The 18,912-nt window shown below is 43.3% G+C and carries 21 protein-coding genes; 5 read left to right on the top strand and 16 right to left on the bottom strand.

What is annotated here, in order from left to right:
* Positions 1–131 precede the first annotated feature (131 nt).
* Entirely contained in the window at positions 132–1,139 is a 1,008-nt protein-coding gene (asnA, locus tag LIZ66_RS07905; RefSeq protein ID WP_118578181.1) for an aspartate--ammonia ligase, read from the top strand.
* Positions 1,140–1,159: 20 nt separating this feature from the next.
* Positions 1,160–1,570: a CBS domain-containing protein gene (locus tag LIZ66_RS07900; protein ID WP_148461119.1), complete on the top strand. Its 411-nt coding sequence runs from the start codon at positions 1,160–1,162 to the stop codon at positions 1,568–1,570.
* Between the two features lie 86 nt (positions 1,571–1,656).
* On the opposite strand, the gene LIZ66_RS07895 is transcribed toward LIZ66_RS07900, so the two are convergent.
* From LIZ66_RS07895 to LIZ66_RS07885, 3 genes are all read right to left on the bottom strand, one after another.
* A complete protein-coding gene (locus LIZ66_RS07895) occupies positions 1,657–2,403 on the bottom strand; it encodes an amino acid ABC transporter ATP-binding protein (protein WP_270413264.1) in 747 nt (248 codons plus the stop codon).
* Positions 2,393–3,085, bottom strand: coding sequence for an amino acid ABC transporter permease (locus tag LIZ66_RS07890; RefSeq protein WP_118578179.1), 693 nt, complete (start codon positions 3,083–3,085; stop codon positions 2,393–2,395). Before LIZ66_RS07890 ends, LIZ66_RS07895 begins: the two co-directional genes overlap by 11 nt.
* A 241-nt stretch (positions 3,086–3,326) precedes the next feature.
* A complete protein-coding gene (locus LIZ66_RS07885) occupies positions 3,327–4,106 on the bottom strand; it encodes a transporter substrate-binding domain-containing protein (RefSeq protein ID WP_148461118.1) in 780 nt (259 codons plus the stop codon).
* Positions 4,107–4,442: 336 nt separating this feature from the next.
* On the opposite strand from LIZ66_RS07885, the gene dapF reads away from it, so the two are divergent.
* Positions 4,443–5,297 (top strand): diaminopimelate epimerase, encoded by an 855-nt coding sequence (gene dapF / locus LIZ66_RS07880; RefSeq protein WP_148461117.1) that lies wholly within the window; start codon positions 4,443–4,445, stop codon positions 5,295–5,297.
* 43 nt (positions 5,298–5,340) lie between these two features.
* Here dapF and LIZ66_RS07875 read toward each other — a convergent pair whose 3' ends face one another.
* The 8 genes from LIZ66_RS07875 to yedE all read right to left on the bottom strand — a co-directional run bounded on the left by LIZ66_RS07875 (position 5,341) and on the right by yedE (position 11,827).
* On the bottom strand, positions 5,341–5,658 hold the full coding sequence (locus tag LIZ66_RS07875) for an AzlD domain-containing protein (protein WP_118578176.1): 318 nt from the start codon (positions 5,656–5,658) through the stop codon (positions 5,341–5,343).
* Positions 5,648–6,373, bottom strand: a complete 726-nt coding sequence (locus tag LIZ66_RS07870; RefSeq protein ID WP_173716050.1) for an AzlC family ABC transporter permease — start codon at positions 6,371–6,373, stop codon at positions 5,648–5,650. The genes LIZ66_RS07875 and LIZ66_RS07870 overlap by 11 nt, the downstream gene beginning before the upstream one ends.
* A 121-nt stretch (positions 6,374–6,494) precedes the next feature.
* The gene (locus tag LIZ66_RS07865; RefSeq protein ID WP_227200702.1) at positions 6,495–8,516 is read right to left on the bottom strand and encodes an FtsX-like permease family protein; all 2,022 of its coding nucleotides are present in this window, start codon (positions 8,514–8,516) and stop codon (positions 6,495–6,497) included.
* On the bottom strand, positions 8,509–9,276 hold the full coding sequence (locus LIZ66_RS07860) for an ABC transporter ATP-binding protein (RefSeq protein ID WP_173734844.1): 768 nt from the start codon (positions 9,274–9,276) through the stop codon (positions 8,509–8,511). Before LIZ66_RS07860 ends, LIZ66_RS07865 begins: the two co-directional genes overlap by 8 nt.
* Positions 9,277–9,537: 261 nt before the next feature.
* The gene (locus tag LIZ66_RS07855; RefSeq protein ID WP_148461114.1) at positions 9,538–10,176 is read right to left on the bottom strand and encodes a DUF3786 domain-containing protein; all 639 of its coding nucleotides are present in this window, start codon (positions 10,174–10,176) and stop codon (positions 9,538–9,540) included.
* A 31-nt stretch (positions 10,177–10,207) separates the two neighbouring features.
* Positions 10,208–10,450 (bottom strand): putative Se/S carrier protein, encoded by a 243-nt coding sequence (locus tag LIZ66_RS07850; protein ID WP_148461113.1) that lies wholly within the window; start codon positions 10,448–10,450, stop codon positions 10,208–10,210.
* Positions 10,450–10,656 (bottom strand): sulfurtransferase TusA family protein, encoded by a 207-nt coding sequence (locus LIZ66_RS07845; protein WP_148461112.1) that lies wholly within the window; start codon positions 10,654–10,656, stop codon positions 10,450–10,452. The genes LIZ66_RS07850 and LIZ66_RS07845 overlap by 1 nt, the downstream gene beginning before the upstream one ends.
* A 91-nt stretch (positions 10,657–10,747) precedes the next feature.
* Positions 10,748–11,827 carry a YedE family putative selenium transporter gene (gene yedE / locus LIZ66_RS07840; protein ID WP_118578170.1) on the bottom strand — a complete coding sequence of 360 codons (1,080 nt, stop codon included), beginning with the start codon at positions 11,825–11,827 and terminating at the stop codon, positions 10,748–10,750.
* Positions 11,828–11,996: 169 nt separating this feature from the next.
* Between yedE and LIZ66_RS07835 the strand changes: the two genes are divergently transcribed.
* Positions 11,997–13,160 (top strand): aminotransferase class V-fold PLP-dependent enzyme, encoded by a 1,164-nt coding sequence (locus LIZ66_RS07835; RefSeq protein WP_118578169.1) that lies wholly within the window; start codon positions 11,997–11,999, stop codon positions 13,158–13,160.
* 57 nt (positions 13,161–13,217) lie between these two features.
* Positions 13,218–14,117, top strand: coding sequence for a selenium metabolism-associated LysR family transcriptional regulator (locus tag LIZ66_RS07830; RefSeq protein ID WP_118578168.1), 900 nt, complete (start codon positions 13,218–13,220; stop codon positions 14,115–14,117).
* A 185-nt stretch (positions 14,118–14,302) separates the two neighbouring features.
* Here the strand turns inward: LIZ66_RS07830 and LIZ66_RS07825 are convergent, their stop codons facing one another.
* The 5 genes from LIZ66_RS07825 to LIZ66_RS07805 all read right to left on the bottom strand — a co-directional run bounded on the left by LIZ66_RS07825 (position 14,303) and on the right by LIZ66_RS07805 (position 18,868).
* The gene (locus LIZ66_RS07825; protein WP_118578167.1) at positions 14,303–14,896 is read right to left on the bottom strand and encodes a 50S ribosomal protein L25; all 594 of its coding nucleotides are present in this window, start codon (positions 14,894–14,896) and stop codon (positions 14,303–14,305) included.
* A gap of 169 nt (positions 14,897–15,065) precedes the next feature.
* Complete coding sequence (locus LIZ66_RS07820) at positions 15,066–15,965, bottom strand: ABC transporter permease (protein ID WP_195700088.1); 900 nt, start codon at positions 15,963–15,965, stop codon at positions 15,066–15,068.
* Entirely contained in the window at positions 15,962–16,969 is a 1,008-nt protein-coding gene (locus LIZ66_RS07815; RefSeq protein ID WP_195700089.1) for an ABC transporter permease, read from the bottom strand. Before LIZ66_RS07815 ends, LIZ66_RS07820 begins: the two co-directional genes overlap by 4 nt.
* Before the next feature lie 2 nt (positions 16,970–16,971).
* Complete coding sequence (locus LIZ66_RS07810) at positions 16,972–17,862, bottom strand: ATP-binding cassette domain-containing protein (RefSeq protein ID WP_195700090.1); 891 nt, start codon at positions 17,860–17,862, stop codon at positions 16,972–16,974.
* A complete protein-coding gene (locus tag LIZ66_RS07805; protein ID WP_226836537.1) occupies positions 17,855–18,868 on the bottom strand; it encodes an ABC transporter ATP-binding protein in 1,014 nt (337 codons plus the stop codon). Before LIZ66_RS07805 ends, LIZ66_RS07810 begins: the two co-directional genes overlap by 8 nt.
* Positions 18,869–18,912 lie beyond the last annotated feature (44 nt).

Raw genomic sequence — 18,912 nt, 5'->3', positions numbered from 1 at the left:
AGGTCTAAATTGCCAAGCGGGAAAATACCTGTTATAATAAACCGAGATTGTTCCTGTTCACGTTTTAGTAACCACAGAACATTATCGTGAACAGAAAACAGAGATTAACACAATCAACAAGGAGGATTCCCATGGAACAATTAAAAATTCCTATGGGCTATCATGCAGACCTTAATCTTCATGATACTCAGGTAGCAATTAAAACTGTGAAAGATTTTTTCCAGCAGACACTTGCACAGAAGCTGAACCTTCTGCGTGTCTCCGCACCTATATTTGTAGATCCAAGTTCCGGCCTCAATGATAACCTGAACGGCGTGGAGCGTCCGGTAAGCTTTGACATCAAAGGCATGGACTGCAACGCTGAAATCGTACATTCTCTTGCAAAATGGAAGCGTTATGCACTGAAGAAATATGGTTTCTCTGTAGGTGAGGGCTTATACACCGATATGGTTGCCATCCGCCGTGATGAGGATGTTGACAACATCCATTCCATCTATGTAGACCAGTGGGACTGGGAGAAGATCATCACCAAAGAAGAGAGAAATGTAGAAACTCTCATTAACACTGTCCGTACTATCTACAGCGTACTCCGCAAGACAGAGAAATACATGGCAGTACAGTATGACTACATAGAAGAAATTCTTCCAAGAGAGATTGCATTTGTCTCCACAGAAGAGCTTGTAGACATGTATCCGGATCTTACCCCTAAGGAAAGAGAATACAAGATCGTCAAAGAAAAAGGCGCTGTTTTCCTTATGCAGGTAGGTAAGAAACTGACAAATGGCGAGCGCCACGACGGACGTGCTCCAGACTATGATGACTGGGAATTAAACGGCGATATTCTGGTATACTATCCTGTACTGGACATTGCCCTTGAACTTTCTTCCATGGGTATCCGTGTAGACGAGACAGCACTTGACAAACAGCTTACAGAAGCCGGCTGTGACGACCGCAGAGAGCTCCCGTTCCAGAAGGCCATTCTGAATAAAGAACTTCCATACACAATCGGCGGCGGTATCGGTCAATCCCGTATCTGTATGTTCTTCCTGCGCAAGGCTCATATTGGAGAAGTACATGTTTCCCTGTGGCCTAAGGAAATGCAGGAAGAAGCTGCTAAAGGCGGTATTCCACTTCTGTAAAATAGAATCGAGGGATCAAATTGAATATACTTTTTTTCTTAACACCGAAAAGTGATATTGCCTACATTTTCGAGAATGAAACTTTGAGGCAGACTCTTGAGAAAATGGAACACCGGAAATTTTCCTGTATTCCTATTCTGAATCCAGATGGAAAATACGTAGGTACTATTTCTGAGGGTGATCTTCTCTGGGGAATGAAAAATCTGAACATCACGGATATGAAAACAGCCGAGGAAGTACCAGTTATGGCTATCTCCAGAAGAGCCACCTACAAACCGGTACACGTTGACTGCGACATGGAGGATCTCCTGGACCGCGCAATCAACCAGAACTTTGTGCCGGTTATAGATGATCAGGATCACTTTATCGGAATTGTCACAAGGAAAGAAATCATCAAATATTGTTATAAAGAAATGAAGAAAAACGCATAGGATTTTAAATCACCGCGTTTTTTCACACAAAAAAAAGACAACCTCAGTCCCATTTAAACCAATGGAAAAGGTTGTCTTTTTTCTTTTTACAGAACCTTAGACAAAAATTCCTTCAATCGCGGATTCTGCGGATTTTCAAAAAACTCCTTCGGCGCATTCTGTTCCTGAATTTTGCCGTCATCAATAAATAAAACTCTTGTTGCAACCTCTCTTGCAAATCCCATCTCGTGAGTAACTACAACCATAGTCATGCCGCTCTTTGCAAGCTCTTTCATCAGCTCCAGAACCTCTCCAACCATCTCCGGATCCAGTGCAGAAGTAGGCTCGTCAAAAAGCATAACATCCGGATTCATGGCAAGGGATCTTGCAATGGCAATACGCTGCTTCTGACCACCGGAAAGCATATCCGGATAAGCATTTGCCTTATCTGGAAGTCCCACACGAGCAAGAAGCTCGTCCGCACGTCTGGAAGCCTCTTCCTTTGTCATCAGTTTCAGGGCAACCGGTGCCATCATAATATTCTGCTTTACCGTCTTGTGTGGAAACAGATTAAACTGCTGGAAAACCATTCCGATCTTCTGACGATGTCGATTTATGTCAACCTTGGGATCTGTGATATCTGTTCCTTCAAACAGGATTTTACCTCCTGTAGGCTCCTCCAGAAGGTTGAGAGAACGAAGGAAAGTGGATTTACCAGAGCCAGATGGTCCAATAATGGCAACAACCTCGCCCTGACAGATATCTGTGGAAATTCCATCCAGAACCTGATTGGATCCAAACGCTTTTTTCAGATCCTGTACCTGGATCAAAACTTTACTCTTATCAACGCTCACTGGTTCTCAGTCTCCTCTCCAGTTTATTCATAAAGAAGGTCAATACCATGACCACGATCAGATAAATTGCAGCTGCTGCCAGAAGAGGCATAAAAGCATTGTAGGTACGGCTCTGGATCAGCATTGCACCCTTGGTCAGGTCCATCATTCCGATGTAACCGATAATAGAAGTTTCCTTGATCAGCACGATAAACTCATTTACCAGTGCAGGAAGCACATTCTTAAACGCCTGTGGAATGATAATAAGACGCATGGTCTGGGTAAAATTAAGTCCCAGGCTACGTCCTGCCTCTGTCTGTCCCTGATCAATTGACATGATTCCGGAACGGACGATCTCCGCAACGTAGGCACCTGAATTGATACCAAATGCCAGACTTCCTACCAGAATCTCATTGACACTTACAGAACCAAAAACTACAAAGTTCATGATCAGAAGCTGGATCACAGTAGGTGTTCCACGGATCACAGTCAGATAAACTCTGCAGATGGAGTTGGCAATTTTAAAATTCCCGGATTTATCGTGGGAAGAACGGATAATTGCCACCAGAAAACCGATACAGATACCGATCAACAGGGCGAAAACAGTGATGATCATGGTATTTTTCAAACCATCCAGCAGCCAGGTGTATCTGTCATCTTTTATAAAATTGATATAAAAATCGTGTCCAAATTTTTCAAACATATTATTTCCCTTTTTATTTGCTTATCTAATGGTGCAGTGCCTGCTTCTCTTTCGGCACCATTCCATATAGGAAAAGCTGCCAGAACTGTATGCTGGCTGTTTTCATTCTTTCAGTCAGTAACATTAGTAGGAGTCACCTTGATCTGCCTGTATCCAAAGCTTATACATTCCAAGCTTTTCCCAAACAGCATTCATCTAGGTGACTCACACTTCTCTGACAGCTTATGCTGTATTATTTCTATCAGTCAGCTTTTACAATGATAACCTGGCTTGCATTTGCATAGGTGTCTGTGAAATCAACGCTCTCCAGACGATCCTCTGTAACGGTCATTCCGGCAGCACCGAAATCAGCTTTTCCAGACTGCACTGCAGCAAGGATTGCATCAAACTCCATATCGTCGATCTCAAGCTCATATCCAAGCTTATCGCAGATTGCCTGTGCAATATCAGCGTCGATACCAACAATCTCATCACCGTCACGGTACTCATATGGCTCGAACTCAGCGTTTGTTGCCATTACAAGAGTTCCGTTGGAACGGTCTACATCTTCCGGAGACTCATATGGTGTCTCGCCAATGTTATCACCGATGTAGTTGTTCATAATATCATCAACAGTTCCGTCCTCTTTCAGTTCTTTTAATGCGCCGTTAATCTTGTCAAGAAGCTCATCATTGCCTTTCTTCAGGCAGATTGCATACTCTTCTTCAACGAATGGCTCGTCCAGGATCTTCAGTCCGTCTGCATTCTCAACAAATTTCTGAGCTGGCTGTGAGTCGATGATCACACAGTCAATCTGACCGGCCATAAGTGCCTGGATTGCTTCGCTTCCTTTGCTGTAACGCTTAACAGTTGCTCCGTCAGCCTCATATTCACTAGCTTCAATATCACCGGTTGTACCAAGCTGTACACCGATTGTTGCATTCTTAAGATCATCCTTTGACTCAACAGTTGCAGCAGATACGCCAGCAGTCATGGAAACTGCCATTACTGTGCCAAGTGCAAGAGCTACTAATTTTTTCATATTCTTTTCCTCCTCTTAATCTCATATACAGAACCAGTTCCTTATATCTTCATCCACATAGTAAGCTGTTGCTATTTATTTCTTCCACAACAACCGACTTCACAAGATGGGGACATAATTATTCATGCTTTCTGCATATTCATTCATCTATCTTTTCCTCATTTTATCAGCTTTTGGGAAAAATGCAAGAGTTTCCATAAATTTCCCCAACTTCTTTGTCATTATTTGGAAAAATTCACTTTTTGATAACAGATCTGTGTTATGATATGATTCGTGTGGAGTAATTAAATAATTGAATGACCAAGGCGTTAACCGCCTAAACAGGAGGTATTTGTTATGAAATTTACAAAAATGCATGGTATCGGCAACGATTATGTATATGTGAACTGTTTTAAAGAAACTGTGAAAGATCCATCAGCAGTTGCCAAATTTGTGAGTGACAGACATTTTGGAATTGGCTCAGACGGACTGATTCTGATTAAGCCGTCTGACATTGCAGACTGTGAGATGGATATGTACAACCTGGATGGTTCCCAGGGTGCTATGTGCGGCAATGGCATCCGCTGTGTAGCCAAGTATGCTTACGATTACGGCATTGTAAACAAGACCAGTATCAGCGTAGCGACCAAAAGCGGCGTGAAATATCTGGATCTTTCTATCCGTGACGGAAAAGTCAGTATGGTAAAGGTCAATATGGGCGCCCCTATTCTTCAGGCTTCTCTGATTCCAGTTGTATCTGAGTCTGAGCAGGTCGTAAATGCCCCTATTGAAGTAGACGGACAGATTTATCACTTTACAGCTGTTTCCATGGGAAATCCTCACGCCATCGTATACATGAATGACGTAGACGGGCTGGAAATCGAAAAGATCGGTCCATCTTTTGAAAACCATATAAATTTCCCTGACCGCGTCAATACCGAATTCGTAAAAGTCATCGACCGACACACTGTCCAGATGAGAGTCTGGGAGCGCGGTTCCGGTGAGACTCTGGCTTGTGGAACAGGTGCCTGCGCAGTTGCAGTTGCTTCTATTTTGAACGGGCTGGTTGACCGTGATCAGCCGGTTACCGTGAAGCTTCTTGGTGGCGATCTTAATATTTTCTGGGACGAAAATGACGATCAGGTTTATATGACTGGTCCGGCGACTACTGTATTTGATGGGGAAATTGATCTGGGATTTCTTGGAGAATGACTCAATAAAAAGGCCCTTGCGGACTGTAGGCATTTTGTAATGCTTACACCGCAAAGGCCATTATTCTTTCTACAATAAATACTGCACCACAGGCAAGAAGCGCCACAGTCAGCAGACTCTTCTCTTTGTACGCTGCAATCAGCGCCACTACAAATCCCACTACAGCTGAAATTACACTTGCCGTTGCCGACAAAATCGCCGGAAACGTCATAGCTGCCAGACAGGCATAGGGCACATAAAACAGAAATGATTTTATAAAAGGATTGGTAATCTCCTTCTTCGCCAGTGCCAATGGCAGCATACGGATCAAATATGTAACGCCAGCCATAACCAGGATATAAATATAAACATTAGGCTTCATGAGCTTCCTCCTTGGCATTTTCTTCATCAACCGGGCAAAGCCATGCTGCCAGTCCGGCTACCAGAATTGTAGTAATAATAATCACAAATCCGGATGAGACTTTCGATAATACAGGAACCCAGGCAAATAATGCGCTCACTGCCATTGCTCCAAGAACAACCAGAAGCACTGCTTTGTTTTTCTTGGATGGCGGAATAATGACAGCCAAAAACATTCCATAAATGGCAACTCCAAGTGCACTCATAATAAAATTAGGAAGAATACTTCCTGAAATAGCTCCAAGCAGGGTTCCAATGGTCCATCCCGGGATTGCTACACTCATTACACCATAATTATAAAACGCACTGACTTTCCCCGGTTTACTGGCACTGACTCCGAATATCTCATCTGTTACGCCAAATGCAACTCCGTAACGATGCCCCCAAGTTTCATCACGTCTTAGCTTCTGTGAAAGGGAAAACGACATCAGACAGTATCTCAGATTGATAATCAGCTGAGTAAGTGCCATTTCCCATAAGGAACCTCCTGCTATGATAATATCAAGACCTGCAAATTGTCCCGCTGACGTAAGATTCGTCAAAGAAATCAAGACCGCCTGCCAGATAGACAGTCCGCCCTGCACCGCCATCATACCAAACGTAAAGGAAACAGCCAGATACCCCAGGGCAATGGGGATTCCATCTGTAATTCCTTGTTTAAAGCTCTCTTTTTTCATGAGAGATTTCCTCCGGTTTCTTCTGTAGTCACGCAAAGAGCCTGGGAAACAGTTTTGGCCTCCCAGGCTCTCTCATTGTAGCACTTTACACTAATAAATTCAACTATTATCCCTTGTATTCTCACTTTCTCTCTACAATCTTGTAATAAACCTTCGCTGTCAGCCCATAAATCACGCCATAAACCAAAGCAAATACCAATAATGTCACCACCGTGCATCTGGCAAACAAACCGCTGTTTGTCATGCTAAACAGCGCCAGCAGTCTCTTTACCATAGGAAATGCCATAGCAATATGCAGTGCTGCCATTCCAAGAGGAAGGAAAAATACCATAAGGATCTGTCTGTGAATGGAAGATTTCACCTCTTTATGAGTCATGCCCACCTTCTGCATGATCTCGAACCGTTCCTTATCCTCATAGCCCTCTGAAACCTGCTTGTAGTAAATGATCATAGCCGCCCCCATCAGAAACAGCAGTCCAAGGAAAATTCCAAGGAACAAAATTCCACCGAACATACTGTAAAAACTGTTATACAGTTCCTGTTTTATAGTACTGTAGTTCATTCCCACTTCTATAGTTCCAGCTGCTTTTTCGGAATCCAGAAGCTCCGATGCAAGATCGCTTACTTTGATGGCAGATGCATATTTTTCTTCTTCACTTCCAGACAGATACACATCCGTTTCCAGTTCCATCAGAGACATTGCACTTTGATAAACTTCCTCCTGCTGCAAAAACAAAGCAAAAAAGTCTTCGTCATTTACAACCAGCTTCAAAGAATCCATAGAAGAAAAATTATCTCCCACATACTGATAATTTTTCAGCCATTCTTTCACCTGGTAAACCTTGTTATGAATCTCCAGAGTCTCACCGTCTGTTTTTCCATTGTGGTAAGCAAGAACTTCACCTGGCGCAAGGGAAATCTCTTCTCCCGTAACCCTGGCATACTCTTCCTGTGGAACCACGGTAAGGGTTTCCAATGAGGCTGGCATTGCCATAAGGGAACTCCCATCAACATTTGCAAATTTCCAGCTCCCATCTTCGCTTCCCACAAGCGTAGAGGAAAAAGCAATTTCGGTGTTAATTTTCTCATAAGAAACCTGGTTTTCAATTTTTCCCAGTAATTTCTCTCTCATTTTTTCCAGATCTTCATAAGAATTTCCCCGGTACAGCACATTCACATCCGCCGGACAGCGTTTGTTCATAATATCATCCAGTCCGGAATTCAGGCACACCGTAGAAGAGATCATCAGAAGTACGCCTGTGCTCAGAATGCAGATACTTGCAAGTCCAACTGCATTTTGTTTCATGCGGTACAGCATACCGGAAACAGCAGTAAAATTCTTGGTTTTATAATAAAATTTCTTATTCCAGCGCAGAACTTTGAGCACCACAATGCTTCCTGCTGTAAAAAGAAGATACGTTCCTGCCATTACCAGAACCACTGCCACAAAGAACAGCGCCAGCGCCGAAAGAGGTGACTCTGTGGTAATGGCAATATAATATCCGATAAACAGACAGATAAAACCAGCAACCGCCATCAGCCATTTTGCTTTTGGTTCCTTTTCCCCTGCATTTTGTGCCTGAAGAAGCTGAATCGGGTTTGTTTTGTAAACCTTCCTGATATTTACCAGAAGGATCAAAACAAAAATAGCTCCAAACACTTCCAGGCATATTCTGATTGCCGGAACGCTGACTTCGAACCCAAAGGACGCCGGAACCTTGATCAGTTTCAAGAGCAGCAGAAGCGCCAGCTTGCTTCCCAGAATTCCCACAAGGATTCCGCCAACAAAACTGATCAAGGCACTAAACAGATTCTCCAGCATCATAACCCTGCTGATATGCTTCTTTTCCAAACCGAGAATGTTGTAAAGTCCCAGTTCCTTTTGTCTTCTTTTCATGAGGAAACTGTTGCTGTACAACAGGAAAATAAAGGAGAAAATAACAATAACGCCAACTCCCATAGTCGTGATCATCAACACGTCACCACTGTGACGGATCGTTTTCATTCCTGCATTATGATTGATAAAAAGCATCATATACAGCATTGCCACATTGAACAGACACGCCAGAATATAGGTCACATAGATCTGTTTGTTTTTTCGGATGTTTACAACTGCCAGCCTGGCAAAAAATCCCTTACGCATGATACTCACCGCCCGTCATCAAAATAGTTAAGGTATCGGAAATCATCTGATACATCTCCTCTTTTGTTTTCTCGCCGCGATAGATCTGGTGGAAAACTTCACCATCTTTTATGAACAGAACCCTGGATGCCCGGCTAGCTGCCTGGGCGCTGTGAGTAACCATGAGAATGGTCTGTCCCTGTCTGTTTATCTCTCCGAAAACGTCCAGAAGAGCATTTGCAGCCTTGGAATCGAGAGCCCCTGTGGGTTCATCCGCAAGGACCAGGCGCGGCTGTGTAATCAGAGCCCTGGCAACTGCACATCTTTGTTTCTGTCCTCCAGAGACCTCATAAGGATATTTTTCCAGCAGCTCATAAATATGAAGAGCCTGTGCAATAGGGCGGATTTTCTGCCCCATTTCCCGGTAATCTTCACCAGCCAGCACCAGCGGCAGATAAATATTATCCCTCAGGCTGAAGGTATCAAGAAGATTAAAATCCTGGAACACAAAGCCCAGATTTTTTCTTCGAAATGTAGAAATCTCCTTATCAGAAAGGTGTCCCAGGCTTTTTCCATCCAGAAGTACGTCTCCGGAAGTAGGTTTATCCAGTGTTGCAAGAATATTCAGAAGTGTAGTTTTTCCGGAACCGCTTTCTCCCATAATTGCAACAAATTCACCTTTTTCCACAGAAAAATTCACATTGTTCAATGCCTGCACCTTATTTCCGCCAAAACGAGTGGTATATATTTTTTTCAGATTTGTAACTTCAAGTAATGACATTTTTTACTCCTCTCCTTTATCAATGAGCTTTTTCATACGCTTCCTTGCAAAAAACAGTATACTTAAAAAAGTCACTTGCTGCCATCGAATCAGATTACAAAATGCAGGCAGAATCTTACAATGTTGTAAGGTTGTCACATAAAGTTTGCAAGAAAAAAATTTCATCTGGCAAAACTCTTTATGATATAGAAGATTTGGTCAGTATTTTTTGCAATATAAAAAGGCCGCTGACATATACGACCTTTTTTATATTATAATCCCCTATTGGGCATATATCTTCTCTGGCGTCATTCCGGCAGCCAATGTAAGATAATACACCGCGTCCGCCGCCACACACACTACGTTTTCCTCATGCATGAACTCTGTGATTTCCGAATCAAAAAGCATGTTTGCCTGTGCTTCAAATTCCTCATCCTTATCCCAGAACAAAACTGCAATATTCAAAAAAGGAAATACCGGAAGCACATACCCCACATCTCCCTGAGGAAGCAAAGTTCCCCCAAGAACCTCACAGGCTTTTCTTAATTCTTCTGTTTTCCCGGCGAAAAGCTCCTGCAGCCTGGAAATAATCGTCCTTCTGTAAGCAGCCTCAAAAGGATACACTCTCTTCACCTGGCGAAAAGCCACCAGATTGCCCGATGCCACAGGATGAGCTGCTGAATAGTAAAACGTATTATAAATATTCATCACCGTATCAAATCCAGGGCTTTTCCCATCTTCTGTAATGAATCCGTTTTTTCGGTCAATTCGAAATCTTTTTGAAAAGTAGATGATATAAAGAAACTCCTCATCAGCTTCCAGCTGAAATTTGCGAATCAGTTCCTCCTGATCCATTTCCAGGAATTTCAATCTCCAGTTCTCGATTACCTGGTCATAATTAGACTGCCTGTTTTCTGGCATAATACATTCTCCTCTTATCCGCTATTTACCTTTAGCTATGCCATATAACTTGAAAGCTTCCTGTTTCAAGTATTTTTACCAGCTGCTCCACTTCATCGGAGTTCCAGTTTTGCGCAGTCTGTGCTTCCCCTGTGAATTTCACGCAGGTTCCGCAGGAAGAGCTTAAATTCCTTGGCACCGGCATGATCGTAGCCGGATATCCCTCTTTCTCACATTTTTTCTTGAAAGACATAGCTCCAAAATGGGAAAAAAATGTGGCTATGTAATCTCCCATTATTTCTCAAGAGTGAGGACAAAGTCTTCCCCATCCTCTTTTACAGACACCTTATATCCCTGATGCAGGGCGAAACGGGATACGTTTTCTTTGGCTGTTACGTTATCTACCATTACCGTATATGCCTTCTCACCGGATGCCAGCGCATTCTTAGTACGGATCACAGGTTCCGGGCAGGAAAGCCCTCTTGCATCTATTGTTTTCATACACTTAATCTCCTTAGATTTTTCATTATTTCAACTAAACGGAATTGTCTGTTTACACAGATATACTATAAATGAGCGTCCTTAATCAACTTCACGCTTCATTCTTACGCATGGAATTTACTGTCGCAATCACGATCAGAACCACAAAACCGATCACAACAGCGATCTTGCCATTTGCAGTCGGGCCTTCTCCAGAAGATGCCAGTCCGAAATTATGTGCTACAGCTGCACCAGCCATCAGACCAAATACTGTGATGGCGGAGTCTGTGTTTCCTTCACCAGCCAGAACCAGCTGACGAAGCGGGCAGCCTCCAAGAAGGACACAGCCAAATCCTGCAAGCGCCATTCCAAGTGCATTCCAAAGACCATCTGTATGTGCGACAGGTTGTCCTGCAAATCCTGGATTAAAATATCCCAGGATCATGTTTCCGATCAACGCACTTACCAGAATTGCAATAAATCCAAGAAGCAGCTTCCACTCTCCAAACAGTACCACGTCACGGATTCCTCCAACCATACACAGGCGGGTTCTCTGTGCAAGTGCACCTACCAGAAGCCCTGCGATCAGGGAGATTGCAATTGCAGCATGCTTTGCTCCAGGACCACCGTCAGCTTCTGTGAAGTGGATGAATGCAGGTGCTGCAATGAGAAGCAGAAGAATTCCGATTTCCACTACTGGGAAAATGCCGCCTTCAACCGGCTGCATTTTATAGGAACGTTTCAGAGTATAGCCTTTTTTCAGGAAAAATACTCCGGCAAGGATTCCAGCAATAAATCCGATCAAACCAAAGATGGCGTTGAAATCGCCGCCAGCCAGACGAAGGATCATGCGGAATGGGCAGCCAAGGAACATCAGGCAGCCGATCATAACGAACATTCCGATCACAAAACGGGTAACAGGTGCGGAGCCGCCTCTTGGCTTAAATTCTTTGGTTGCAAGAGCAAGAATGCAGGAGCCAAGTACCAGTCCTACAATTTCCGGGCGGATGTACTGAACCGCAGCTGCACTGTGGAATCCCAGTGCTCCTGAAGTATCACGCAGGAAGCAGGCAATGCAGAAGCCCATATTTGCAGGGTTTCCGAAATATACCAGAGCCACTGCAATGATTCCGATGATGACACCGGCTCCGATGATTATGGGTGTTTCTTTCTTTGACAATGTTTCTTTCATACTCTTTCCTCCTTAGATAACTGTCAAATCTTTCCTCTATTTTAGCATTTTTTGTCAGAAAACTCTAATTGATTATGTGGGATTATTTTAAGTATTTATAGATATTGTCGATAAATCGTGGTATTATAGATATATTAAATAACCATTTTCCAAGCGAAAGGATATAATCATGAACCGAATTTACCTCGACCAGGCCAGCACCTCTTTTCCAAAGGCTCCAGGTGTGGCACAAGCTATGATGGATTACCTGACTATGAACGGAGTTAACGTGAACCGCGGCTGCTACTCCAGTGCTTACTCAGCAGAAGAAGTTATTTATGAGACACGCCAGCTGCTGGCAGAACTTTTCCACTTTTCCAAATGCAAAAATGTAATTTTTACACCGAATGTCACCACCAGTCTCAATTTTATTTTAAAAGGATTCTTAAAACCAGGAGACCATATTCTGGTATCCGCCATGGAGCACAATGCAGTTATGAGACCTGTAGTACAGCTGGCTTCCTCAGGGATTTCCTTTGACCGGATTCCTTGCAGAACGGACGGCTCTATGATTCTGGAAAAAGTAGAAGAACTGATCCGCCCTGAGACGAAAGCTATTGTCACTTTACATGCTTCCAATGTATGCGGAACCAGGATGCCCCTTGATGCCCTTGGGGAAATCTGTCAGAGGCACCAGCTTTATTTTGTTGTGGATTCTGCACAGACGGCTGGGATCGTACCAATTAATATGGACAAAATGCATATTGACGCGTTAGCTTTTACCGGACATAAAGGACTTCGGGGACCACAAGGGACAGGTGGTTTCCTGGTTTCCCAGGAATTGGCAGAACAAATGGAACCACTGATTTCCGGCGGTACCGGAAGTGTATCTCATACGGAAGAAATTCCGGATTTTATGCCGGATCGCTTTGAATCCGGGACACCTAATCTGCCTGGAATTTATGGACTGCATGAAGCACTTTTGTACTTGAAAACGCATTCTTTGCAGGCGATAAATGAAAAAGAATTGTCTCTCACTGGTTATTTTCTGGAACAGCTGCAGGCACTGGACGATACTGGCAGACATATCCGTATTATTGGAAAAAAAGATCTCACTGACCGAAATGCAGTTGTTTCGATCCAGACACCAGAAATCGACATGTCACAGGTGGCGTGGCAGCTGGACAATGAGTATGGTGTTATGACCAGAGTCGGACTCCACTGCGCTCCAAACGCCCACAAGACGCTTGGTACTTATCCTGCCGGAACTATCCGGTTCTCCTTTGGACCGGAAAATACAAAGAATGAGCTGGATTTTGCCATCCAGGGATTAAAGAAAATTTTAGACTTATAAATTCAGCATTAGTAACACTTAATTAGTCTTTGAGAAAGGAACCAGTATTTTTATCCTATGGAATTTAAACAATTAGAGGCCTTCGTAGCCGTAGTCGAAAATAAAAGCTTCTCCGAAGCCGCCCGCCAGCTGAACCTGACCCAGCCCACCATCAGTGCCCACATCAATTCTCTGGAACAGGAATTGAACTCGCGGCTGCTGATCCGCACCACCAAGAAGCTGAACATCACCCAGCGCGGTCTTCTGCTCTATGACTGCGCCTCCAATATGCTGAACATGCGCAGCAACATTATAGAAGAGTTCACCGGACAAAATAAAAAGATCATTGACCTGGCTGTTTCCACCATTCCTTCCTCCTACCTTCTGCCAGGTATTCTCAGTGCCTTCACCTGCCAGATTCCAGACGTATATTTTCACTCCTGGCAATCCGACAGTCTCGGCGCTGTGGCAAGAGTTCTAGATGGCAGCGTGGATCTGGCTCTGGTGGGAAATACCTTTGACGAACCAGACTGCTGTTTTATTCCTTTTTGCAAAGATAAACTTGTAATTGCCACCCCGGTCAACCAGCATTACCTGCAATATCAGCAAAAAATGGATTCCGGTACCCTTGATTTCTCTGATTTTCTAAGAGAACCCTTTATTATGCGCGAAACTGGTTCTGGAACCAAAAAGGAAATTGACCGCTATCTGGAAAAACGAAATATCCCGGCTTCTTCCCTGCACATTGTAGCCCGCATGAACGATCTGGAGGCCATCCGCAAGTCTGTAGCCGGCGGCCTTGGAATCTCCATCCTCTCTGCCTGCTCTGCCAAAGATCTGGCCGACACCCACCAGATTCTCATGTTTCCCCTGAATCACGAATCCGCCATGCGAACCTTCTACATTGTGTACAGTAAGAACCGGATTCTGAAGCCACATGTGAAGCAGTTTTTAAAATTCGTAACAAATTTTTATTAGAGCGTGTTTAAAAAAGGCTTTCTGCACGATGTGCGTCACAATTTATGGGAGATTTTTCAAACACACTCTAATAACCGCCTTTTAGAAATACCAGACAAAAGGAAGCTGCCCACCAATTTCCCAGTGAACAGCTTCCCATTTCATTCCCACATATTCAAAATTCAATTTCAGCAACTGCCGCCAGCTTATTTCTCCTCAGCAGTCTCTTCAGCCTCTGTCTCAGTCTCCGGAACTACGTTGTGAACTGGTGTTACAGTTGCGACAACTGCTTCCGGATCAGTTGTGATGTGGATATTCTTATTCTTGGCGATTTCAAGGTCTTTCACACGAAGCGTATCACCAATCTTCATACCAGCCACATCAACCTTGATCTTGTCAACCAGATCTGCCGGAAGTGCTTTGTATGCAACCTCTTTCAACTCATCCTGCAGAACACCGGACATAACCTTCTCTTCATTTTCCAGAATGATCTCAGCAGTGGAATGAACCATCTCATTGCTTACCAGTGCCTGGAAATCAACTTCCTCTACTGTATGTGCAAGTGGATTATAATCAACTTCCTTGATCAGCGCATCATAGGTTTTACCATCCAGTTCCAGCATTACCTGGCTTCCTTTATTGTTGTTCTTCAACAGAACTTCAATTTCTTTCTTAGTAAACTTAAGGGGAATGGAACCTTCAATTTCTCTGCCGAACAGGTTACCTGTTACAAATCCTTCTCTTCTTAATTTCTTTGCTTTGACATCCATGCTTCTTTTTTCAGCTTTTAAAGTATTCATTTATCTTTTCCTCCAAAATTCTGAAACGCTTAGCAGCCTTCAACAAAGAGGTTTTGTTAAGTACTTCTTTTTTCTTTTTACGTCCCTTATTATAGTCACCTGTTCCGATTATGATTAACCAAATAAAATTTTTTTTGACGGATTTTTTTGTGAAATTTTTTCCTAAAAATCACAGATTACTTTCCTTCCGGTTCACATTCTTCCGCATATAATTTCCAATATTTGTCAGGCACAATAAGGTCACAATCAAGAAGGCTCCCGGAATCACAATGATCCACCAGGAATTTGTCATCAACGCCTTTTCGGAAAGTGACAGCATACTTCCCCAGGAAATCACCTCAACCGGAAGACCAATTCCCATAAAGCTCAAAGTAGACTCTGAAATGATTGCACTTCGCACATTCATAATTACCATGAACATAATGGTCGATATGAAATTTGGTGCCAGATGTTTCCACAAAATATGAAAAAAGCCGCCTCCCATACATCTGGATGCAATTACATATTCACTGTTTCGAATCTGCCGCACCTCTGTACGCACCACCTTGGCAATACTGGTCCAGCTAGTCAGTCCGATTACCAGCGAAAGACTTAGAACATTGGCTTTTCCCAGAATTGCCTGTAACAGAACAACCAGCAGCAAAGAAGGAATACTGAGAAAAATTTCTGTAAAGCGCATAAGCAGATTATCCAGCCACTGTGGGGATAAGCCGCTAAATGCCCCTAACAGAATTGCTATAAAAACAGAAATAACCGTTGACAGCACACCAATGATCAGCGAAATTCTGCCGCCGTACCAGATCATGGAAAAAATATCTCTTCCCATAGTATCTGTTCCAAACAGGAATTCCCCATCAGGTGCCTTATTATAATTCAGAAGGTCCATATAAGTCGGATCCTTTGTCATGATCCATTTTGCACACAAACAGCCCAGAAGAATCCCGCCCAAAATAATTACAGATAAAACTGGTTTTCCCTCAAACATTTTTTTGAAAGCAGACTTTTTAGGCAGAGCATTCTGTTCTTCATTCTTACACGCCCCTACAATTTCAAAAGAACGATCTGTCATGATTCTGTCACCTCCGACATTTCTGTTACCTCATTTGCCTTCATCCGCGGATCAATATGCTCATTTATGATCTGGCTGAGCATATTGCAGAAAATCACCAGAATACCGGACATAATACATAACAGCATCAGCAGGTTATAATCATGATATCTTGCACTCTCATAGGACAAAGCGCCAATTCCAGGATAAGAGAATACACTTTCCACTACAAAAGTACCTCCCAGGACATGAGGAACTGCAATTGCCATAATACTCAGATAGGCAGGCATCACATTCCGCAGACAATGCTTAAAAAGTATATTTTTCTTCTTTACTCCTTTTGATTTCGCCAGAAGCACATACTCTGCCCTTACTTCTTCCAGGAGCTTGTTGCGTATCATGTAGGCATAGTACCAGAGATGTTCCAGTATAACAATGGTAAGCGGCAGAATCAGATGACGGATTCTATCCCAGATGTCTCCCGCTTTTCCTGTGGAGTAGGCTCCGCTGCTTGGCAGAATCCGCAAGGTTACTGCAAAAATCAGAATCAATACAATTGAAAACCAGAATTCCGGGATACAGCTGGATATGGTTCCAAGCTTACACAAGATCCGGTCAATCCATCGCTCTTCATTCCATGCACAAAAAATTCCAACCAGAAGAGAACCGACAAAAATAAATAGAAATCCGATTCCCCCAAGCAGCAAAGTATTTACGATTCGTCCACTGATCACCTCCAGGACATCCTGCTTATACTTGAAAGAAATCCCGAAATTTCCATGAAAAGCATTTCCCAGCCACTTTACATATTGCACATGAATCGGCTCGTTCAGTCCCAGCTTTTCCATGGCCCACTCCCGTTCCTTTGGACTCATCTTTTCCGTCCGGTCTCCATAATAGGAAATCAACGGATCCCCAGGTGCAAGGCGCGCCACATAAAACACTACAATGGACAAAATCAGGACACTCAGCAAAAAAACAGCTGTTTTTTTCCCGAAATACAGAAACGGATTACGTTTTCTCATCTTCACAGCTCCTTCCATACAAAATGTCCAGGAGAGATTTCCTGTAAACTTCCGTTCTTAACATCGTTCTCCTGATAGATCTGTATTTTCCTCTTTCTTTCCCGAACAGGATCCGGGATAGGAATTGCAGACAGAAGAGCTTTGGTATATCCATGCTGGGGATTTGCAAAAACCTCCTTAACTGGTCCAAGCTCTACAATTTTTCCATGATACATCACTCCAACCCTGTCACACAGAAATTCCACCATAGCCAGATCATGCGCGATAAATAAAAAGGTAAAACCATGTTCCTTCTGTAAATGCCGGAAAAGATTAATCACCTGAGCCTGAATAGAAACATCAAGAGAAGCCACCGGCTCATCTGCCACCAGAAATTCCGGTTCCATGCTAAGAGCTCTTGCAATGGCAACCCTTTGCCTTTGTCCTCCTGATAATTCAGAAGGATAACGGTCCAGGAAGCTCTTATCCAGACCTACATACCGCATCTGAAATTCAGCCTCCTGCCTCCCAGTCCCCCTGGGCGGCACAATATGATTGATTTTCATAGGTTCCTGAATAATATCCACGACCTTCATTCTCTGATTCAGACTGGAAGCAGAATCCTGGAAAATCATCTGCCGTTTTGTCTGAAGCAGCTTCCGGTTCGCCTTAAATTCTTTTTTATCACAGATATTTATTCCCCGATACCTTATTTCTCCTTCAGAAGGCTGATAAATATTCATAAGACATCTTGCCGCCGTTGATTTTCCTGATCCGGATTCTCCCACCAGTCCGAACACTTCCCCTTTATAAATCTGGAAAGAAATATCATCTACTGCCCGGATAACCGCTTTTTTTGTCAGATGAAAGCGATGTGTCAGATGCTTTACCTCAACTAAAACTTCCTCATTCAACTTTTTTTCCTCCTACAGGCGGGATAATCTGTGGTGCCCTTTTATCTAACAGCCAGGTAGCTGCATAATGAGTATCCGTAATCTGAAACATAGGCGGCATTTCCTCATAATCAATTCCAAGGGCATATTCATTTCTGCAGGCATAGGCATCGCCCTTAGGTGGGTTTACCAAAGATGGCGGCATTCCGGGAATAGTATAAAGATTTTCTTTCCCCCGGGAAAAATAGGGCAGAGACTGCATAAGTCCCCAGGTATAAGGATGCCTCGGATCATAATAAATTTCTTCTGCTGTTCCGATTTCTACGATTTTCCCCGCATACATGACCGCCACCCGGTCTGCAGTCCTTGCAACTACTCCAAGATCATGGGATACCAAAATGGTAGACGTTCCCATTTTCTTCTGTATTTCTCCAAGAAGATCCAGAATCTGTGCCTGAATCGTCACATCCAGCGCCGTTGTAGGCTCATCTGCAAATAAAATATCCGGATCAGAAGCCAGTGCAATTGCCATAACACTTCTCTGTCTCATTCCTCCGGAAAAATTGTAGGGATAAGAATGATAGCGCTCCTGTGCATGTTCGATTCCAACCAGCTCCATCAATTCCAATACTTTTTTATAAACCTGTTCTTTTGTTTTTCTTTTATCGTGAATCAGAATTGCCTCTGCAATCTGCTGACCTATTTTCATAGTGGGATTTAAAGATGTCATAGGATCCTGGAAAATCATGGAAAAAATTTTTCCACGGATTTTCTGCATCTCTTTCTCTTTGTATCCGGTAATGTCTGTTCCCATAACCCGGATACTGCCCTCTTTTATTCTGGCAGTTTTGGGGAGCAGCTTCATAATGCTCTTGCACAGAACACTTTTTCCACAGCCGGATTCTCCTACAACTGCCAGAACTTCTCCTTTGTGTAAAGAAAAAGAAACATCCCTGACTGCCTGTACTTCTCCTTTTGGACTGTCAAAACTAACTGACAGATTTCGGACTTCTAATACGTTTTCCATTTTGTTCCTCTTTACGCTGAAAGAAAGGGGCAGCAAATTTTCTT

It is taken from the genome of Blautia faecis, from assembly GCF_020554845.1.
Classification (GTDB): Bacteria; Bacillota; Clostridia; order Lachnospirales; family Lachnospiraceae; genus Blautia_A; species Blautia_A faecis.
This window is presented reverse-complemented; position numbering and strand designations above follow the sequence as displayed.

Coding starts and splice junctions, on each gene's coding strand:
- LIZ66_RS07805 (WP_226836537.1), bottom strand. CDS start 18,868: ATGGAAAACGTATTAGAAGTCCGAAATCTGTCAGTTAGTTTTGACAGT.
- LIZ66_RS07885 (WP_148461118.1), bottom strand. CDS start 4,106: ATGAAAAAATTAGTAGCTCTTGCACTTGGCACAGTAATGGCAGTTTCC.
- LIZ66_RS07815 (WP_195700089.1), bottom strand. CDS start 16,969: ATGAGAAAACGTAATCCGTTTCTGTATTTCGGGAAAAAAACAGCTGTT.
- LIZ66_RS07865 (WP_227200702.1), bottom strand. CDS start 8,516: ATGCGTAAGGGATTTTTTGCCAGGCTGGCAGTTGTAAACATCCGAAAA.
- LIZ66_RS07860 (WP_173734844.1), bottom strand. CDS start 9,276: ATGTCATTACTTGAAGTTACAAATCTGAAAAAAATATATACCACTCGT.
- LIZ66_RS07890 (WP_118578179.1), bottom strand. CDS start 3,085: ATGTTTGAAAAATTTGGACACGATTTTTATATCAATTTTATAAAAGAT.
- LIZ66_RS07845 (WP_148461112.1), bottom strand. CDS start 10,656: ATGAAAACAATAGATGCAAGAGGGCTTTCCTGCCCGGAACCTGTGATC.
- LIZ66_RS07850 (WP_148461113.1), bottom strand. CDS start 10,450: ATGGGAGATTACATAGCCACATTTTTTTCCCATTTTGGAGCTATGTCT.
- LIZ66_RS07825 (WP_118578167.1), bottom strand. CDS start 14,896: ATGAATACTTTAAAAGCTGAAAAAAGAAGCATGGATGTCAAAGCAAAG.
- LIZ66_RS07875 (WP_118578176.1), bottom strand. CDS start 5,658: ATGAAGCCTAATGTTTATATTTATATCCTGGTTATGGCTGGCGTTACA.
- LIZ66_RS07835 (WP_118578169.1), top strand. CDS start 11,997: ATGAACCGAATTTACCTCGACCAGGCCAGCACCTCTTTTCCAAAGGCT.
- dapF (WP_148461117.1), top strand. CDS start 4,443: ATGAAATTTACAAAAATGCATGGTATCGGCAACGATTATGTATATGTG.
- LIZ66_RS07870 (WP_173716050.1), bottom strand. CDS start 6,373: ATGAAAAAAGAGAGCTTTAAACAAGGAATTACAGATGGAATCCCCATT.
- LIZ66_RS07820 (WP_195700088.1), bottom strand. CDS start 15,965: ATGACAGATCGTTCTTTTGAAATTGTAGGGGCGTGTAAGAATGAAGAA.
- LIZ66_RS07855 (WP_148461114.1), bottom strand. CDS start 10,176: ATGCCAGAAAACAGGCAGTCTAATTATGACCAGGTAATCGAGAACTGG.
- yedE (WP_118578170.1), bottom strand. CDS start 11,827: ATGAAAGAAACATTGTCAAAGAAAGAAACACCCATAATCATCGGAGCC.
- asnA (WP_118578181.1), top strand. CDS start 132: ATGGAACAATTAAAAATTCCTATGGGCTATCATGCAGACCTTAATCTT.
- LIZ66_RS07830 (WP_118578168.1), top strand. CDS start 13,218: ATGGAATTTAAACAATTAGAGGCCTTCGTAGCCGTAGTCGAAAATAAA.